The organism is uncultured Phenylobacterium sp., from assembly GCF_902826855.1.
Lineage (GTDB): Bacteria > Pseudomonadota > Alphaproteobacteria > Caulobacterales > Caulobacteraceae > Phenylobacterium.
This window is the reverse complement of the sequence record NZ_CADEGK010000055.1, coordinates 21,188-23,103: the sequence shown is the minus strand read 5'-3', so window position 1 is coordinate 23,103 and position 1,916 is coordinate 21,188. Positions and strand designations below refer to the sequence as shown.

Sequence of the window (1,916 nt, the reverse complement as noted above, 5' to 3'; positions counted from 1 at the left end):
CCATGTCCGTGGCGATGTGCCAGTTGGAGGCCAGCGCGTTGAACCCGGCCGCGGACGTGGCCCCGATCGACAGCAGGCCCAGCCCGTGCCGACCCGCCGCCCGCGCGCCGGTCGGCGAGACCTGACTGGCCACCGCGAACTCCACGGACGGCCGCGAATAGGGGGTCATCTGCAGGCGTGCGTCGCGCAGCTCGAACCAGTCGGACTTGTGGGTTACCGCCTCTCCGCGCATCAGCCGCACCAGGACGTCCAGCGCCTCGTCCATGCGGTCGCGCTGGGCGGTCGGCGGGATGCCCATCATCATGGCGTCGGAGACCAGGGCGCCGGGACCCACGCCGAACATCACCCGTCCGCGGGTCATGTGGTCCAGCTGGTTGATGCGGTCGGCCAGCATCATGGGATGGTGGTAGGGCAGGGACGAGACCCCGGTCCCCAGGCGGATGTGCTTGGTGCGTTCGGCCGCTGCGGCGATGAACACCTCGGGGCTGGCGATCAGCTCGTAGCCGGCGGAGTGGTGCTCGCCGATCCAGGCCTCCTCGAAGCCCAGGTTATCCATGTGCTGGACCAGCTCCAGGTCGCGCTGGATGGCCAGGGTGGGATTCTCATCCACCGGGTGGAAGGGCGCGATGAAGGCGCCGAAGCGCAGCCGCGGACCAAACATGGGCATCCTCCGAGGGCGCTCGTCATGGCGCCTGATCGGCGGTCACCATACCCCTGGCGCGACAGAGCGCCAGTGGGTCGGTGATCAGGTGCGGGTCTCCAGGAACCTGAGCACAGCGAGCTCGAAGCTGCGGCCGTCGGCGGCCTTGAGGTCGAGCTCGCCCGCGGCGTAGGACTCCAGCACGGCAGGGTGGATGTAGGCGCTCCTGGCGACGGCGGCGGTGTTGCCGAGGAGGCCTGCGACGGCCTTCACGCAGGTGTTGACGTTGCGGGTCGAGAGGTCGGCGCATTCCGGCATCGTCAGGGCGCGCGCGGCGGCGACCGTGCCGGCCCAGGTGCGGAAGTCCTTGGCGGAGAAGTCGTCGCCCATGGCGTCGCGGATGTAGGCGTTGACGTCGGCGCTCTCGACAGCGTGGCGCTGGCCGTCCTCGTCCAGGTACTGGAACAGCCGCTGGCCGGGGAGGTCCTGGCAGGCCTTGACGATGCGCGCGAGGCGGCGGTCGTTGAAGCCGGTGACGTGGAACTTGCCACTCTTGCCCTTGAACTCGAACGCCGTCCTGGCTCGGCCAACCTTCACGTGCCGGTCGCGCAGGGTCGTGAGGCCGAAGCTCTTGTTGGCGCGGGCGTACTCCTCGTTTCCCACCCGGATCAGGGTCGTCTCCATCACCCGGATCACGGCGGCCAGCACCTTCTCGCGGGGGAGGCCGCGGCGGGCAAGGTCCTCTTCCATCCGCCGGCGCAGGCGCGGGAGGGCGCGGCCGAAGGCGATCAGGCGGCCGTACTTGGCGCCGTCGCGGGTCTGCCGCCAGCGCACGTGGTAGCGATACTGCTTGCGGCCCCGCTGGTCGCGTCCGGTCGCCTGGATGTGCCCGTTGGCCTTGGGGCTGATCCAGACGTCGGTCCAGGCTGGAGGGATGGCGAGGGCGCGGATGCGATCGATGGTTTTCGCGTCGCGGATCGGCGCGCCGCCGACGTCGAAGAAGTCGAAGCCTGCGCGGCTCTTCTTGCGCCGCAGGCCGGGGTCCTGGTCGCTGACGTAGGAGAGGCCCTGCGGGACCGCCTCGTCGTTCGTGTCCTTCGCCAAGGTCCGGCCCTCCACGCCGGGCCGCAACGTGGTATGGGCGGCCAAGTTCCGCCTCCAGCCACCGGACAAGCTTGAACTATCGCCACGCCTTCCACGCCGGGAACTTCGCCGACCTCGTGAAGCATGCGGCACTGTTGCGCCTGCTGGCCGACCTGACGGCGAAGGGCCCGCC

3 protein-coding genes (1 of these 3 cut by a window edge) are annotated in these 1,916 nt (G+C 69.9%); 1 reads left to right on the top strand and 2 read right to left on the bottom strand.

Annotated elements, in window-relative coordinates:
• Positions 1–661, bottom strand: a 661-nt coding sequence (locus QZV94_RS09750) for an LLM class flavin-dependent oxidoreductase (RefSeq protein ID WP_293677625.1), incomplete at its 3' end; no start/stop codon positions are given.
• 84 nt (positions 662–745) lie between these two features.
• Positions 746–1,789 (bottom strand): DNA topoisomerase IB, encoded by a 1,044-nt coding sequence (locus tag QZV94_RS09745; protein ID WP_367254310.1) that lies wholly within the window; start codon positions 1,787–1,789, stop codon positions 746–748.
• A 26-nt stretch (positions 1,790–1,815) separates the two neighbouring features.
• Here QZV94_RS09745 and rlmJ point away from each other — a divergent pair, with 26 nt between their 5' ends.
• Positions 1,816–1,916: the start of a 23S rRNA (adenine(2030)-N(6))-methyltransferase RlmJ gene (gene rlmJ / locus QZV94_RS09740; protein ID WP_293677624.1), read on the top strand. 616 nt of this gene lie beyond the right edge of the window; the window shows 101 of its 717 coding nt (coding positions 1–101); the start codon lies at positions 1,816–1,818; its stop codon lies off the right edge, out of view.